Origin of the sequence: Oleiagrimonas sp. MCCC 1A03011 (assembly GCF_003267965.1) — a bacterium.
GTDB lineage: Bacteria > Pseudomonadota > Gammaproteobacteria > Xanthomonadales > Rhodanobacteraceae > Oleiagrimonas > Oleiagrimonas citrea.
This window is the reverse complement of sequence record NZ_MSPY01000006.1, coordinates 1-15,330: the sequence shown is the minus strand read 5'-3', so window position 1 is coordinate 15,330 and position 15,330 is coordinate 1. Positions and strand designations below refer to the sequence as shown.

Here is a 15,330-nt window from a genome sequence, read left to right as displayed (position 1 = left end):
AGGATTCCCCCCGTGTCCGACCTCCACTCCGGTTCCGACCCGCGCGCCACGCACCGCAGCGGCCTGTTGTTCGGCCTGGCCTGCTACGGCATCTGGGGCGTCCTGCCGCTGTATTTCGTGCAACTGGACTTCGCGCCGGACCTGGAGATCGTCGCCCACCGCGCGCTGTGGACGCTGCTGATCTGCGTCGGCGTGCTCGCCTTCACCGGCAAGCTGCGCGACATGCGCGAAGCGCTGACCCACCCGCGCCAGCTCGGTTTCCTGGCCCTCGCGGCGGCACTGATCGCGGCGAACTGGCTGATCTACGTCTACGCCGCCAACCACCAGCAGGTGCTGCAGGCCTCGCTGGGCTACTTCACCAACCCCTTGCTGACGGTAGGCCTCGGCGTGCTGGTGCTGCGCGAACGCCTGCGCCCGCTGCAATGGCTGGCGATGGGCATCGGCCTGACCGCCGTGCTGGTGATCGCCGTCGGCGATGGCCAACTACCGTGGATCGCTCTCGGCCTGGCCTTCAGCTTCGCCCTGTACGGACTGACCAAGAGCTTCGCCGGCCGACGCAGCGGCGCGTTCGCCAGCCTCGGCGTGGAAACCCTGCTGCTGTCGCCGCTGGCCGCCGGCGCGCTGTGGTGGATGACCGCGCACGGCCAGTCGCACTTCACCACGCACGGCGCCACCAGCATGCTGCTGCTGGCCTCCACCGGCATCATCACCGCCGCCCCGCTGACCCTGTTCGCCGCCGCCGCGCGGCGTCTGCCATTGAGCGTCGTCGGCATGCTGCAGTACATCGCCCCGACCCTGCAGTTCATCATCGCCGTGGCGGTGAACCACGAGCCCATGCCGCCCAGCCACTGGATCGGCTTCGGCATCATCTGGTTTGCCCTGGCCATCCTCACCACCGACGCCCTGCGCCACAACCGCCGCAACGCGCGACTGCGTCGCAAGGCGGCACTCATGCCCGCCTCAGAGACCTCTCAATAGACGATCCGCCGGACCCCGCCAGATTCTAAGAGTTGAGCGAAAACTCCGGGAAGTGCACCTCTGCATGGCAATTTGCGCAGAGCAGCACGCACTTACTGATTTCGGCACGGATCTCCGCAATGCTTCGATTCGACATCGCCCGCACATCCAGACTGAATGACTTGTCTGATGGCTTCAGATGGTGCCAGGCAAGGGCCGCTAGGTTCTTGGCATACCCGCACCTCGTGCAGCAACCTCCGGCCTCCCTCACCAACCCCTCCTTGCGTCGTTTGCCACGCTCCTGCTGGCAGGCATAGCTTTGATGACGGTTGTTGGTATCACTGTTTTTACACTGCCGGGAACAGAATCGTCGCTGACGCCCGACGAGATCTGCACCGCAGACCACGCATGATGCTGCTGATTTCATCATATAAACATAATCTAAATTCGGTTCACCCGTCACCATGAATGCTTCAGTTGGTACCATTGTCGGACGGGCCTATAGCTCAATGGTTAGAGCAGGGGACTCATCGAAAGGTGCCACCGTGCAGGAATGCACGGATGGGAACGGGATGAATTCAGGGAAACCTCAGCGGTTCGGCCGGTGGCAACCCTGAGCCAAGCCGGCGGTACACCGTCGGAAGGTGCAGAGACTACCTGAGGGCTTTGAGCGCCCTTGATTACAGGCTCGAGCGTCCCGCACCCCATCCGCTTCGTCGGAGGGTGAAGAGATAGTCCGCGCCGGAGGGAAACCCCCGGGGTACGCGAATCCCTTGGTTCCAGGTTCGAGTCCTGGTGGGCCCACCATACACCTGTCCAGCAACGTCCAAAATTGTCCCGACATAGACACGAAACCCCGCTATATGCGGGGTTTCGTGTCTTATGCTGTCCAAAGGCATCCCCTTGCATCCAGAGACAATGTGAGTCACTTTGTGAGTCAGACTTCAACACGACGACAATCTGACTCACATGCTGACCGACACCAAGCTACGCTCCCTGAAACCCAGGCCCCGGTCATATCGGTTGGCTGACTCCAACGGCCTGTGTATCGAAGTTCGCTCTACGGGCGCCAAAGTGTGGCGCTATCGCTACCGTTTCGCCGGCAAGGCAAGCATCATCACCTTGGCCGAATACCCCGAAATGTCTCTGATGGAAGCCCGCAGAGAGCGCGACAAACAACGCGCGCTTTTGAAAGGTGGTGCGAACCCGGCACACGCAGCTCGAATCGAACGGGCAGCGCAATTTGAGTCGGCTGAGACCACGTTCGGCGCCATCGCCCTGGAATTGCTGTCCAAGCGGGAACGCGAAGGCCTGAGCGCGGGTTCGATCAAGCGTGAACGGCGCCTCATCCAGAAAGACTTGGCAGATATCCGCGACATTCCCATCACGGACGTGTCTGCGCCGCTGCTGCTGTCCGCTCTTCGCAAGCTTGAACAACGTGGAATCGTGGAAACCGCACATCGCTCCCGCTCGCTCGCTGGACGCGTGTTTCGCTATGCCATTTCTACCGGTCGCGCCGAACGAAACCCGGCCAACGATCTCATTGGCGCGTTGGAACAATCGAACACGCAGCACTTCGCCAGCGTCACAGAGCCGGCACAGATCAGCGAACTACTGCGGGCACTTCACGGATACCAGGGGTCACCCGTCACACAAGCCGCCCTGAAACTTGCTCCACTGGTATTCGTTCGACCAGGTGAGCTACGCCAGGCTCGATGGGACGATATCGATCTTGATGCGGCCGAATGGCGCTACACGACAAGCAAGACCAACACACCGCATATCGTGCCGCTCGCTTCGCAGGCCGTAACCATCCTGAAGGATCTGCTTCCCCTCACCTGCCGCAGTGCCTATGTGTTCCCCAGCGCGCGGGGAGCATCGCGACCGATGAGCGAGAACACGATCAATGCCGCCCTGCGTTACCTTGGCTTCGATCGTGGCACCATGACCGGGCACGGCTTCCGAGCCATGGCTCGCACCGTTTTAGACGAAGTCCTGCATTTTCGCCCCGACTTCATCGAACACCAGCTAGCCCACGCCGTTCGCGATCCCAATGGGCGTGCTTACAACCGCACGGCACACCTCACCGAGCGCAAGAAAATGATGCAAGCATGGGCTGACTATCTGGATGGCCTTCGCCTCAACAACTGCTCGGTGTCTGTCGAATAGCCGACGTAGGCTTTTGCTTTAGATAGACATTTGTCTAAAAATGCATATTTGTTACTCACTTTCTTAGTCGCTTCTCATTTCTGCCAACGGAAGGCATTGAAAAGCGCACATTCATGGAAAGACACAGCGCGGCAGCGACAGATGTCCGACCGTCGCCATCCGGCCAGAAGCAACCGGTCAGCGAGGGAAGCCGTCCACTCACTTCGCACTATCCAAACAGACGTAAGTGAATCTGACTCCGTTCTCCACAGGGGCCTGGCATCCCAGCGAGAACTTCAAAATCAAGAATGCGTGCGCGATTCGCTTGGGTGATGGGATACGTACCCGAAATTTAGCTACCATGCCCACATGGATCGTGTCGCCGTCAGTCTCGATATGTTCCGCTGGGCGCGGGAGCGTGCTGGCATGGACAGCTATGCGCTAGCGACACGGTTTCCTAACTTGGAAGCTTGGGAGGCCGGCGAGGTTCAACCGACTCTTCGGCAACTTGAGCAATTCGCGAAGGCCACGCACGCTCCGGTGGGATATTTCTTTCTGCCCGCACCACCTGAAGAACCGGTGCCGATTCCTGACTTTCGCACGATTGCAAACAGGCCTATCGCTCGCCCAAGCCCCAATCTGCTGGACACGATCTACATCTGTCAGCAGCGTCAGGACTGGTATCGGGAGGACGCGCGAGCCACAGCTGAGTTGCCATTGCCCTTTGTTGGCAGCCTATCGATGACAGAAGCTCCGGAAGAAGCTGCAAATCACATTCGCGAAACGCTCGGTTTCAGTGTCGAGGCGCGTCGCGAGTGCCCAACATGGACCGAAGCGCTGCGCACTTTCATCGCTCAAGCGGATAAGGTTGGCGTAATGGTGATGGTCAGTGGCGTTGTGCTCAACAACAACAGACGACATCTCGACCCTCAGGAGTTCAGAGGGTTTGCGCTATCCGATCCCTTGGCGCCACTCATCTTCATCAATGGTGCGGATAGCAAAGCTGCTCAGATGTTCACGCTGGCCCATGAGCTGGCGCACCTTTGGCTCGGCCAAACCGCCCTTTCTGACGTAAGTGTCGATGCACAGCCAGACAATTCTACGGAAGCTTGGTGCAACCAAGTGGCAGCAGAGCTGCTGGTTCCAATGGCGATTTTTCGGGCCGAATTGACTGACAACGAGTCGGTGACTGACACGATGAAGCGTCTAGCCAGAAGCTTCAAGGTAAGTTCGCTGGTCATCCTTCGACGTTTGCTCGATGCAGGGCGTGTGAGCCGCGAGGCATTCTTTGTCGCGTATAGGGAGGAGTTAGCGCGTATCCAAGAAATCGATGCTCGTGGTGGCGGAGGTGGTGATTTCTATCGCACAACAGCGGCACGTGTGAGCAAACGATTTGCGCGGTCCTTGGTGTCGAGCACGTTAGAAGGGCGGACACTGTACCGTGATGCCTTCCGTATGCTTGGCATTGCCAAGACGACTACGTTCAATGAGTTGGGACGCTCGTTGGGGATGCCGACCTGATGGCTTATCTACTTGATGCCAATGTGTTCATCCAAGCCAAAAACCTTCAGTACGGATTCGATTTCTGTCCGGCTTTTTGGGATTGGCTGAATACGAAAAACGCTGAGGGTATGGTTTACAGCATTCGTCATGTGGGCGATGAACTTCGGGCAGGTGAGGACGAACTTTCCGAGTGGGGCGGGGGGCATGGAGATGAATTCTTCCTTCCACCTGACAACGAAGTTTTAGCCGCTGCTCCACATGTAAGTGCATGGGCCTCAGATCAAGGTTACGAACCGGCGGCGATCAATACGTTTCTGCAAGTCGCAGACTACTGGCTTACTGCGCACGCCTTGGCACACGGGCATGTGGTGGTTACGCATGAAGTGACTAGCAATACTCTGAGAAAGATCAAAATCCCAAACGCTTGTGTTGGCCTCCGGCTCAACTTTATGTCGCCATACCAAATGCTCCGCCGCGAACGAGCGCGCTTCGTGCTTGGGCCGCAGGCAGCTCAGTAAGTGGTATGGCGCGGCGAGGGTGATGTTTTTCGGGAGTAGATTGTTGTGAATAAGGGAATAAGGGACGGAGACAATTAAGACTCGCCAGCAAGCCGCTTTGGGTCGACAACGGCCCCTCGCATCATCCTCGGCCGTCACCAGAATCGCAGAGGTAGCCAACGGCTAACAATAGCCAGTCGGCTACCGTAGACATTTGCCTCAAAGCGCCATATGGAAATCCTAGAGCCCCCAAGGACCTTTAATGTCAACTGTATTCTATAAGCTTGGCAAAGACCAAAGTGACACTTTTTAGCTTGAGCTTGGGTGCCGACTAACCTACCGCGTCAAGCATTCATGCCCAAACGGTCGCGCTCAAGGCGCCTGCAGCATCGCCAACTGCGCATGGTTCGAAAAGTCTTCCTTTGCCGTCCGAAGCAAGCTGCTGAAGCTGATATTCCTGCCGCCGCCCCCCTGTTTCAGCGTGCGAAGCGCTGCGTGCCAAGCAGCTTGACCATTGGGATGAAGCTGGAGACGGAACAGGTCGCCACCTGACCGGCTCCACACCTCCTGATCTTGCGGTCCGAATGGATAGAGCTCGATCAGGAGACTTTCTAACACCGACCAAGAATCTTCCTTTTGCCCCGTGGGCGTAGTCTCGGGGCTACACGGCGCCTTATTACCGCCATGGCTAAGCGCGACAGCGAAGTTCACTTCAAGATTGTCTGCCTTAAATATTGGGTGCTGATCGTCTGGTATCAGCTTAGGCACCTCTTCGGAAACGTAATTAAATAGGTCAAAGACCTTGATGAAACCGCTTGCATACTTGTCGGCAGCTCCACGCAGACCTTCTAGTAGCGCAGTTGTGAAAACGCTGTTCCTCGCGCCGATCAATACGGCTGAAACTTCGTCGGCACGACACGATGCCATCAGCGCACGCCCGCGCCCGACAGCTAGCCTCTCGAAGGCTCTTTGGCTATAGCCCGACTTAAGCTCGTGGCCTTTGTCATCGGTCAATCTCTTCGAGATCGCAGCCCCCCCTGCATGACAGGCGTCGATGAAGACCAGCAGTCGCTTCGCTTTGATCTGAGCGAGTGCCGCGGCTAGCTCATCTGATCTAATAGATGTGTTTTCAATGTCAGCCAGATCGCTATCGACAGTCACGAGCACGCTGTCCTCATTTCCTGGGCTGCCCACAACAGCACCGTGGCCGGAGAAGAACACGCAAGCGGTGTCATCAGGGCCCACACGGGCAGCCAATTCGTCTAAGCCCTTCAATACGGCGGCTCGAGTAGCCTCTGTGTCCAAGAGGGTGACGACGTTGACAGGGTCATAGGCGCAATACTTCTGCGATGAGAGTGTCTCGGCGACGTCCTTGACGTCGTTCAAAATCGCAGAAGGTAGGCTGGAAACTTGTCGGTAGTTCGCTACGCCGATAAGAAGGGCGTAACCTTGTGGGTAGCCTGTTGATTTCATATTTAAACGAATAAACGATGGATTTGTGGGAGCGTCAACGTTAACCAACGATGTCCGTATCGCTGGCATACAGTCGTAGTTTCTCGTTCAAAGGGAAGTCCTGACACATCTGTGCAAGGAGCTCACGCGCAGTCGGGCGACCTCCATAGCGGATTGACTGCAACGCGTTGTGCCAACGTGTTGCCCCGTTTTGAGTGTTTCCCGGAAGGCCCGAATTCTTTCCTCCGGCACGTGACCAAAGCTCATTGCTATCCGGACCGCTTGGATAGAGTTCACAAGCCTCTTCTGAGAAAGCCTTCCACTTCTCGGCAGCGCTTGGTTTTGAGATCCCAAGCCTCCAACGCGAGATAAAGCTAAGCAAGCCTGCACATAGCCGTAGCCCTGGCATGAGATCTGGACGATGGTCGGCAAACTGTTCCGAAAGATATTTCGCCGCTAGCCCCCAATGTCGGGACGCCACAAGCGCTCCCAGTTGCTCAGACTCTGTATGAGAAAGACTGGGGACGTCTCTCAAAAGGTTGCGTAGCCATGTAATGAACGATTCTTCGGGGAATGACGGGAGGGTCATGACGAGCGCTAAACGCGCATCAACCGCCAACGAAGACCTTTCAAGCACAGACTGTAAGGCCGAACTCGCCAGGACGGCTCGCTCAAGTGCGGCTTCAGGCGGGGACATCGCCACACCTTTCGTAGCGGCTTCTAGCCAGCCGGTTGCGGTTGCCTGCAAGTAGTGGCGCTGCAGAGAAGGAGGTAGGAGCGACCACAGTTGCGCTCGCTCCGGAGCGGCGGTGAGGTCAGCCAAGGGCGTCTTTGCCAGCGCCTCAAGTAGACTCGTGTCTACAAGCCGCCCTTCTGCGAGTTGAGCTAAAACAGTGTCGCGCACACCGATGGCATTGGTTGGTGCATCCCACAAGGTGGAGTTCTTGCCAACGGCAGCGCCCCAAACCTTTTGCTCGGTAATGTCATTGCAGCGGATGTTAGAAAGGACTTGAGGATGGACTGCGACCACGTCTGCGCACAATTCCACCAAGCGCAAGTCCTTATGCGCGAGCGTGCATTCCAAAATTTGGAGAGGACTCGCGTACCGAAGGGTTGACCGCAAACCGGCGCTGTAGCCTGGGTCCCTGTCCACCTCGAGCTGCTGACAAGTAGCATCGAGGGGGGACAGCGTTGCAGCTAGAGTGGCACCGTGCGCGGTCAGCCAGCGCTTCTCCAGCAGCGACGAAAGCAAACCGGCCGAAGTGGTGACATGGAGCTTTCTTGGCACTTCTTCCGCCAGCCGCTGCTGGACTGCCGCGTCAGCCGGCAAGGTGTTTATTGCCGCAGAAAACGCGGCTTGACTACGCTCGGCCCATCTCCAGATAGCCTGGAAAATCGCGGGCTTGCCATGATGAGCGGCAGCCGATAAGCCGGCTGTCACCGCAGCGCGCCACGGCGGCAATGCAAGATTATTATCAACCGATGCTACGACCATCTCCATTAAGTCGATGTCGTCCGTCGGCGCAAATCCGAGGTTACGGACAAGAAGCTCAACAGCCGACCACAACGACCGCGTGTTGGCAAAACTGGTGAGTCCCAAATTCCTCATCAACAGCAACTGCTTGCATCCTGCGCCTGAGATCAAGGCCGTGAACCGATCAATGAGCTTAGCCTTGATGCTTGCACCAAGCGTCGGCTGATTTGAAAGGCCGTCTACCAAGCGGATGGCGGCCAACAAATCATCGAAGCTTTCGCCGTCAGAGAGAATGGTGTGCAATCGTTCAAGCCTGCTCAGTCCTTTGAGCGTGTGAACCTCAAGACCCAATTCCTCGGCTAAAGCCAGGATGGGCTGCACGTCGCGCTGGCCGCAAAGAAACCCTGCGGATTCAGAGTCCGGGGTTTGATCGTTTGGCTTCACTATGCGGTGTTTAGTCCAGCGAGCTTGGAGCTGCTCGGGTGTGCATACAAGCGCGGGCGCGGGTTGCTCTACCACATCTTTCGGATCGAAGCTCAGTCGGAACGCGAAGGTTCGTCTCAAGGCCGGCCAGAGGTTCCTCCACAGTGAATCGACGAGGTGATCGAATCCCTCGACGCCCAGTCGGACAACTGGAGCCAGTCCTTGAGCTGTCAACGCATTAGCCGTACCGATTAAGTCAGCGGCCGGCGCGTGGATGCCGCCGGCAGTGTCAAACTCAAGTGTCGCCACCGAACCGGGGCAGTCAGTGATGGAGGGGGCAAGCCACCCAAACAGCGCGGCTAGGCTTTCCAGTTCACACATATCTTCCAAGCTAAGGATTAGCGCGTGCGTCAACACCATGCCGCCGCGCGATGCGCTTGAATCCAGGAAAGTGCGACCGAGGACGTAGTGATCGTCAATGGGAAAGCCGCGAACGAATGGCGCCCAAGCCTGGACACCTGGGGGTACTGCATCTGGCAGGTCGAGTTTCGATGCGATGTCCGCAGCCATGAATGCATTCGGACTCGAAGCCCTGAGTCCGTGACCGCGACCGGGGACCTCGCCGTAGACGGCCTGCTCGACGCGCATTCGCTCAGACCCCGTTAGCCATTACGCGCTGGATCGGAAGGGTAATGTCGGTATTCTTTTCACCGTTTGGTAGCACCACATAGCCAAATTCTTCGGGTCCGCGGATGGCGTACTCCCGGTCCGCATCTGTCTTGCTGAGCGCACGCTCAAGGGCTGACAAGCCAATGACCTTAGGCGACGTCCAATTGCTGTGCACGAACGACCACAACATTGGCAATCGAGATGCCAGGAGGTCAACCGGAAGCTCTGTCGTTTCAAGCTCATCCCAGCAACTCAGCAAGATGGTCAAGCGGGGCTTACGAAGCGGACGGTCCAAATGACACTGTGCCAAGTAGAGCAACATCTGAAGAAGCTCTACAGTCCTTGCTTGGTCTGACGGCTCATATTCGGCTGTTCCTCCGTGGAGCTCGGTCGCAGCGAATGACTGCAGCGGGCGCGAAAACAGGTCATCTTCGGACCGAAGCGAATGTAATCTGATAAGCATGACCCAGTCCGTGGCATCGAGCACGCGATCACGCCAGGCGGAGGGAATCCGGCGCTGCATGACAAGGTTGCGGATCTGTTCTCCACCGTAGTCCGGCCAAACCAGTTCGGCGTGGCGACCGGCGTCATCCGAAATAGGCCAAACACTCTCGACGTATGTGTTCGCCGGAGTGTGGTCGGTCGACTTGCCCTCAGTCAGGCAACTGAGAGCTGCAGTGAATGCCTCTAAGTTAGTAGGCGCACCCGACATCTTGAGCGCACACGCCTTGACCATGAGCCGCTTCAAAAGCTGGGCTCCGTAGTGAGTTTTCCCCACATTCGACTCGCCGACCAGCAAGATGGTGTGTTGAGAAGCCATCAACTATCTCCTACCGAATCGAAAAAGCGGGTCGTGACCAGGCACCTCTGTCATGGGCAAATTCACCACCAGACGCTTGGTGCAAAGTATCCAGTCAAACACTTCGCGGAAGCCTTCTACAGCGTCGACCTCGCTACGGGGATACACGCTGACTGTGAACTCCGGGACGTTTGATGAGTCTGACGCTACAGCTTTTCGGATCTGCGCCTCCATGGCTGACTCCACCTCTACGTCTCCCTTCGTCCAGACGAGTGCCAAACGCCGTCCCCGGGCCTCAGCAACTGCCCGCTGAGCAAGTAGCTGAAAGTCGTTTCTAGCGGTCCCCATCTTGGGTCCGGCAAGCGCCTGGCGGTCAGCGATCAGCAACGTGACGTCTGCGTGTCGGGCAATCCAACGGGCGCCTTCAGCGTCGGTTGCCTGCTCGTTGACCGCCCATTTCTGAAACCACTCCCCGGGTGCATCGGCAAAAAGAAAGTCACGCAGCGACCCATCCTTTTGGCGAAAGGCAAGGTGAAGCATGCCGGGTGCTCGAGCCGCTCCGCTGGGCGTGTGAGGCGGGAAATTTGGGGGCTGCCCAGGCTTCCAGCGGAGACTTGCCGCCACCGTTTCCCAGCCTGTCAGCGTGTATGAGTTGCTGAAAACATTGTCGCCAGTAGTCAGGTTACCTCGACCCAACAGCAGATAGAGCGCACCCAGTATCGTCGTCTTACCGGCGCTTTCCGGGCCGATGATACCGACTGTGATCGGCTTGACCTTGCCGCTGACGAAGTTGAGGTCAGCCTCTCCCATCGCCAAGCCGCTCCATGGGAGCAGCATCTGATCGGAATCAGGCCGAACCGCTACCTCGCCCTTGCTGACACGCTTCCACTCGGGGCACATATCGAGCCGGATGTGACCCAGCGTGCAAGTAGTGTTGTCGTCAGCGAAACAGTTGGGATGGGGGCACCTGTCCATGGCCACGTTACTTTTTGGCCCGCGTCGTTGGGCTGCCGGACTTCTTGGCCCGCTTCGCTGCGCTGCCGGTGATAGCGCGTGCGGTCTGCAACTCACGGAACAGGTATGTTCCCCATTCGGACGCCGTCATCTTGGTGGAGCCGTCCATGCCAGCGTGGACGCGCAGAGTCCCCTCTTCAATTGCGCCTGAACCCTGCGGATGGCCAATCAACGACAGCAGCGGACCCCGACCAACGGGGGCAGGCGTGTACTGAGCAGCAAGCATGCGGAAAGGCTGCATGAATGCAGTTGTCCTTGCGTCGTGCACCAAGCTAAGGACATCACGCTCGCCGTTGCCTTGGCTACCCTTTTCCACCGGGAGGCAGCGGATGGCTTCTCGCAAGAAAGCGGACACACTCGCAGGTGAATAGGTAGGCAGTTGCTTGTGAAGATCGAGCGCCATCAAGGCAGAGGCCTCGAACGGCGGTAAATCAAGGTAGCTCGCATGGGCGCTCGGAGAGTAGAGGGCTTCCTTCCACCAAAGGAGGTTCGTGCGGCGCTGTAGACCTGCCGTCGCACCGCTGAAGCTGGCTAACGCCTTGCCAACGTGAGTGGTGACCGCCTTCGCCAGCGTAGACAGCGGACCCGAGAGGTCGATGGGGGATGGCGCAAGCTCCTCGGCCATGCCCTCCAGCGCTTCTGCGATGGCCGCGCTCATCTTGTCTGCAAATACTGGCGCCCATTGTGGAGCCTGATTCGGTTGAAATCGATTAGGTTCATTAGGCCCCCATGGCCCTGCGGCTGAAAAGATGTTTTCTCGTAGCGCGCTCTTATCGACAGAGGGCACCCCATAGTCCGTAGATACTGGAGCTGGCGGCGTGTATTGCAACGGATCGACCGTAATCATCTCCGGCGTTGCCCACTCCGTCTCGGCGCGCGCATCGACCTTTGTCTCAATTTCGCTGACGGCTTCACGCCAAATCTCAGCTTCATCCGATGCTTCGGCGTAAGCCAAGGCATTACGCGCCGTATTGACGAAAGCAACAGCAATCGCATCATTCGAACGACCCGCTTGCACGACCGCGTCTAGCAAGATGGCTCGTAAGATAGCAATGGGGTGGCTAGCAAAAGCGTTGGCAACAGTCTCCCATTGTTTGCGGAGAGAGGCCATTGCCTCATCTATGGTTGGGTCTGTAGCAGTAATATTGGGGTCGGCAGCCACCATCGTGAAGCTGACTGCCTTTGAAGGCGCCTTTCGAAGAGCTGCTGACAGGTCCTTGGCTGTAGCTCGAAGCTTTTCGAGTTTGGCGTCATCGCCTTTGAGATCGATAGCCCCAATCTCAAGAAACCTCAAAAGAAACTCTTGTTCCATCCCTGTCCCCGATCTTTGTTGTGGCTCTGCGCGATAGTACCCGAGATGCTCGGGGTAGCTGTAAACAGATGATACGGAATTAGGGCTACTGCGCGTTGGCTTCGTCTGGAATTCAACCTATTGAACCGCCGTGGCAAGTGATCCGTATCGGAGCGCAGCCAAAAAATCGTCAACTACCCCGTCGTCCAAGCGAACGCGCGAAAACCTTGCGCCGCTAACTCCAGCGTGAAAACGGCTTCCCTATAACGGACACTCGCCAACTCCTACTCCGGGTCGGTATCAACCATCCACGGAGACCTCGGACACTAGTGAGCGCCTAGTTGGGCGCTGTTGGCTCTAGCCCACCCGAAGGAGATTGGACGTGAAGAAGCGGTTTTCCGATGAACAGATCATCGGCTTCCTGCGTGAGGCTGAGGCCGGGCTTCCGGTTAAGGAGCTGTGCCGCCAATCCCAGCCATAAAACCTGGTCAGGTGGATCGGGGCACGCTCCTCACCTTGCTTTTCGACAACCGCCCTCTCTTCAACCATCTTGCCCCAAACAAAAAAATTTCAGATCCATATCACGACTAGGAGAACGGAAGACTTGTTCTCAACTAAGGCGGGACATCCTTCCCCGCGATCTTGCTCAAGGAGCCTTTCGTGATATCCATTGCCTCTCCCCTCGAGTACCTGGCCGCGTTCGCCGTGGTCTTCCTGGTCGGACTCATCTCTGGCGTCAGCAAGCAGCCCTGACTGAGCCATTGTCCGTACGACCAGAACCTCCGCGCTAACCATCAGTTGCTGATCGTCTCGACGCCTCAGCTACCAACCTCTCGAAATTACACGCAGAAGCACACACGGGCTGGCATTTGCTGGCCCGTGTGCGTTATGCCGTGTCCAAAGGAGCACTTTCATGCCTTCTATTCCGTTTTCACTTTCCTCCACCTGCCGCCCCATCGGGGAACACGCCATTCTCGCGGCCGCCGAGCTGATTCTCTCGAAGAAGCTTAAGCGGCTTGGGAAGATCAACAACCCAACCGATGCCGCCGAGTTTTTGCGCGCGCGCTTGGGTGGTCTCATGCACGAGGAATTTCATGTGATGTGGCTGGACAACGCGCATCGCATCCTCGATTGCCAACGGCTCTTCAACGGCACCATCGACGGCGCCAGCGTGCATCCTCGCGAGGTCGTTCGGGCTGCCCTGCAGATCAACGCAGCGGCCGCCATCTTTGCCCACAACCATCCGAGCGGCGTGGCCGAACCCAGTTCGGCAGACAGGACCCTCACGCAGGAGCTTCGTGATGCGCTTCGCCTGGTCGGTGTCCGCGTGGTGGATCATCTGATCATCGGAGCCGAATGCGTCAGCCTCGCAGAACGCGGCTTGATGTAGCTAGGTGGCCTGCCATCCACGGATGGTTCTCTCGCCGCTCGCGGCAAACCTCACCCGCTTTACCACCCTTCCCTTCACGGCATAACGCCCGGCTTCGGCCGGGCGTTATGCGTTGGGGCATCCACATCGCTCAAGGAGTTTGTCATGCATCTTGTTCAGTCGATGGCCTATGCCAGCGCTACGCCGTGGCACGGCATCGGTACTTCGCTTTCCCCGCATCAACCGATCGAAGTCTGGGCCCGCGAGGCGGGGATGGACTGGCGGATCGAGTCCTCGAACGTGTGTTTTGTCGCCGGCACATCCAGATTGGGGGCCTTGCACCCTTTCCCGGGCCAGAAGGTTCTGTATCGCTCAGACACCAAGGCACCGTTGTCCGTCGTCTCGGATCGTTACCAGGTGGTGCAGCCTGCCGAAATCCTGGAGTTCTATCGGGATCTGATCGAGGCCGGCGGTTTCGAGCTGGAGACGGCGGGCGTCCTGAAGGAAGGCCGCAAGTTCTGGGCGCTGGCGCGCACGGACCAAAGCGTCACGCTCAAACGCAGGGACCGTGTTGAAGGGTATCTGCTCCTGGCCACCGCCTGTGACGGCACGCTGGCCACGACAGCCCAGTTCACCTCGGTGCGTGTTGTCTGCCATAACACGCTTGCCCTGGCGCTTGGTCGGGGACAGGGAGCGGTCAAGGTGCCTCATCGGAGCCAGTTCGATCCGGACAGGGTCAAGATAGAGTTGGGGCTGGCCGTGTCGACCTGGGATGACTGTACCGACCGGATCAAGGCGCTGGCCGACTGCCACGTCCGTCCTAAAGCTGTCGAGGCGTACTTTCGCCAGGTGCTGAAACTGCCAGCTTCAAACGGCAACCGGAACGCACGCCCTGCGCGAGCACTCAAGGCCATGCATGAACTTTTTGATGGCCGTGGCATGGGCTCTGATCTTGCATCCGCGGATGGAACGGCCTGGGGATTGGTCAACAGCGTGACCGAGTTTGTCGATCACCATCGGCGCGCGCGTAGCCATGATCACCGCCTGGATGCGGCCTGGTTCGGTCAAGGGGCTTCGCTCAAGCAACGCGCCTGGGATGAAGCCCTGAAGCTGGTCGCCTGAACGCTTCACCAGGCAGGTTCATCATCTGCCAGGTTCGTTCGCTTCAGTCGTCCTGATCTCTGGCTGTCGCGAGTCGTTGAGCTCGTTCAAGGAGATCCGATCGCTCTCTATCGCTGAGTTTGGCAAAGGCGAGAAGCAACTGCGCCTGGTCGTCATCCTCTGCAAAGAGGTAGGCCAAGGGGACGTTCAGTGCCCTTGCCAGCGCAGCCGCGGTGTCCATGTCCGCACGATTGACCTCCTGCTCGTAACGGTTGATCCGCACGCTGCCATTGGCCTTATCGCCGGCCACGAGTCCTCCCAACGCTCGCTGGGACAGCCCCCGCATGGCACGGGCAGCCTTCAAGCGTTTCGCGAAGGTAGCGGCGACAGAAGCAGGCAAGTCTGAGCATCGATAGCTGAACTCCCTACAGGATTGCCTATATACGCTGCGCGCAATAGTCTATACCGTAACAGTATATATCTAGCGTAACCACCCGCCCGCCTTGGCTGGTGTCGGCCGACTCAGGGGCAGCCGAACCATGGAACCCACCCTCAGGTACACGCCCTCAGGCGAGCACACATGTGCTCGGAGAGGATGTGTTCGTTTTTCAACAGAAAGGAATAGCTGTCATG

At 58.1% G+C, this 15,330-nt stretch carries 13 protein-coding genes and 1 pseudogene; 7 read left to right on the top strand and 7 right to left on the bottom strand.

The window, feature by feature from the left end; genetic code table 11:
* Positions 1-12 precede the first annotated feature (12 nt).
* Complete coding sequence (gene rarD, locus BTJ49_RS11925) at positions 13-978, top strand: EamA family transporter RarD (RefSeq protein ID WP_206098410.1); 966 nt, start codon at positions 13-15, stop codon at positions 976-978.
* A 25-nt stretch (positions 979-1,003) separates the two neighbouring features.
* Here rarD and BTJ49_RS15545 read toward each other — a convergent pair whose 3' ends face one another.
* Complete coding sequence (locus BTJ49_RS15545) at positions 1,004-1,423, bottom strand: hypothetical protein (RefSeq protein ID WP_146742336.1); 420 nt, start codon at positions 1,421-1,423, stop codon at positions 1,004-1,006.
* Positions 1,424-1,926: 503 nt separating this feature from the next.
* On the opposite strand from BTJ49_RS15545, the gene BTJ49_RS11920 reads away from it, so the two are divergent.
* The 3 genes from BTJ49_RS11920 (at position 1,927) to BTJ49_RS11910 (ending at position 5,126) form a co-directional block, all read left to right on the top strand.
* Positions 1,927-3,126 carry an integrase arm-type DNA-binding domain-containing protein gene (locus tag BTJ49_RS11920; protein WP_113065645.1) on the top strand — a complete coding sequence of 400 codons (1,200 nt, stop codon included), beginning with the start codon at positions 1,927-1,929 and terminating at the stop codon, positions 3,124-3,126.
* Between the two features lie 348 nt (positions 3,127-3,474).
* Positions 3,475-4,626 carry an ImmA/IrrE family metallo-endopeptidase gene (locus tag BTJ49_RS11915; RefSeq protein ID WP_113065644.1) on the top strand — a complete coding sequence of 384 codons (1,152 nt, stop codon included), beginning with the start codon at positions 3,475-3,477 and terminating at the stop codon, positions 4,624-4,626.
* The gene (locus BTJ49_RS11910; protein ID WP_113065643.1) at positions 4,626-5,126 is read left to right on the top strand and encodes a DUF4411 family protein; all 501 of its coding nucleotides are present in this window, start codon (positions 4,626-4,628) and stop codon (positions 5,124-5,126) included. Before BTJ49_RS11915 ends, BTJ49_RS11910 begins: the two co-directional genes overlap by 1 nt.
* 351 nt (positions 5,127-5,477) lie before the next feature.
* Here BTJ49_RS11910 and BTJ49_RS11905 read toward each other — a convergent pair whose 3' ends face one another.
* The 5 genes from BTJ49_RS11905 to BTJ49_RS11885 form a co-directional block, all read right to left on the bottom strand.
* Positions 5,478-6,578 (bottom strand): caspase family protein, encoded by a 1,101-nt coding sequence (locus BTJ49_RS11905; protein WP_113065642.1) that lies wholly within the window; start codon positions 6,576-6,578, stop codon positions 5,478-5,480.
* Positions 6,579-6,618: 40 nt separating this feature from the next.
* A complete protein-coding gene (locus tag BTJ49_RS11900) occupies positions 6,619-9,102 on the bottom strand; it encodes an effector-associated domain EAD1-containing protein (protein ID WP_113065641.1) in 2,484 nt (827 codons plus the stop codon).
* A gap of 4 nt (positions 9,103-9,106) precedes the next feature.
* On the bottom strand, positions 9,107-9,943 hold the full coding sequence (locus tag BTJ49_RS11895; RefSeq protein ID WP_113065640.1) for a hypothetical protein: 837 nt from the start codon (positions 9,941-9,943) through the stop codon (positions 9,107-9,109).
* 3 nt (positions 9,944-9,946) lie between these two features.
* Complete coding sequence (locus BTJ49_RS11890; RefSeq protein WP_113065797.1) at positions 9,947-10,732, bottom strand: hypothetical protein; 786 nt, start codon at positions 10,730-10,732, stop codon at positions 9,947-9,949.
* A gap of 172 nt (positions 10,733-10,904) precedes the next feature.
* The gene (locus BTJ49_RS11885) at positions 10,905-12,248 is read right to left on the bottom strand and encodes a GTPase-associated system all-helical protein GASH (protein WP_113065639.1); all 1,344 of its coding nucleotides are present in this window, start codon (positions 12,246-12,248) and stop codon (positions 10,905-10,907) included.
* A gap of 361 nt (positions 12,249-12,609) precedes the next feature.
* Here BTJ49_RS11885 and BTJ49_RS11880 point away from each other — a divergent pair.
* The 3 genes and pseudogenes from BTJ49_RS11880 to BTJ49_RS11870 all read left to right on the top strand — a co-directional run.
* Positions 12,610-12,693 (top strand): annotated as a pseudogene (locus BTJ49_RS11880) (transposase); the annotation flags it as partial.
* A gap of 447 nt (positions 12,694-13,140) precedes the next feature.
* On the top strand, positions 13,141-13,617 hold the full coding sequence (locus BTJ49_RS11875) for a JAB domain-containing protein (protein WP_113065638.1): 477 nt from the start codon (positions 13,141-13,143) through the stop codon (positions 13,615-13,617).
* Between the two features lie 144 nt (positions 13,618-13,761).
* A complete protein-coding gene (locus tag BTJ49_RS11870; RefSeq protein ID WP_113065637.1) occupies positions 13,762-14,718 on the top strand; it encodes a DUF932 domain-containing protein in 957 nt (318 codons plus the stop codon).
* A gap of 43 nt (positions 14,719-14,761) precedes the next feature.
* On the opposite strand, the gene BTJ49_RS11865 is transcribed toward BTJ49_RS11870, so the two are convergent.
* Entirely contained in the window at positions 14,762-15,007 is a 246-nt protein-coding gene (locus BTJ49_RS11865; RefSeq protein ID WP_240601823.1) for an XRE family transcriptional regulator, read from the bottom strand.
* Positions 15,008-15,330: the final 323 nt, after the last annotated feature.